This is a genomic window from Parvimonas sp. D9 (genome assembly GCF_035282565.1).
Lineage (GTDB): Bacteria > Bacillota > Clostridia > Tissierellales > Peptoniphilaceae > Parvimonas > Parvimonas micra.
Map to the genome: position 1 here is coordinate 1 of NZ_JAYKBM010000040.1, position 568 is coordinate 568.

The 568-nt window shown below is 46.3% G+C and carries 1 protein-coding gene; it reads left to right on the forward strand.

Going from position 1 to position 568, the window contains the following annotated elements; genetic code table 11:
• Positions 1 to 223: 223 nt before the first annotated feature.
• The coding region (locus tag VJI94_RS07920; RefSeq protein WP_324008951.1) for a hypothetical protein at positions 224 to 568 on the forward strand (345 nt) is incomplete at its 3' end.

Sequence of the window (568 nt, forward strand, 5' to 3'; positions counted from 1 at the left end):
TCTAAGCATATGACTCCCTGCACACCCTCTAGGATGCGTTCGCTATCTGCTTCATATCAGATCGTTGCTGTATGTTTGTATTATATAAAATCAAACTAGACCTATCTAGCTTGATTTTATGGTCAACCCAAATCAGACCCTTAATTCCCTTTGACCCATAATATCAGTCGTGCCTTGCCTGACCTAATATGTTATACTAATGAGGTCAACAATGGAGGCTAACATGTCTAGGCTACGTAAACTGGCAGTGCTTGTATCTATTCCACTGCTTGCTGGGCCTGCTGTCGCGCAGAATACGCCTACTATGCCTAATTATAAGACTAGTGCTGGTAATACGACTAGTTCAAGTGGTTGGGTGCAACAGGATACGGATGGTGTGCCCCTGGCAGCAAAACGTCGTGAGACTTTTGCATTGGTTGCCAGTAATACGCCTGCTGCAGCCTCAACGCTTTTCGGCGGTTTGTATGTCCTTAACCAATCCTGCACTGGCTATGGTACGCTTATCCTGCGCTACCGCTCCGCTGACTGCAGTACGATGATTAATCTGCTGTCCAAGTCTGTTGCGGAT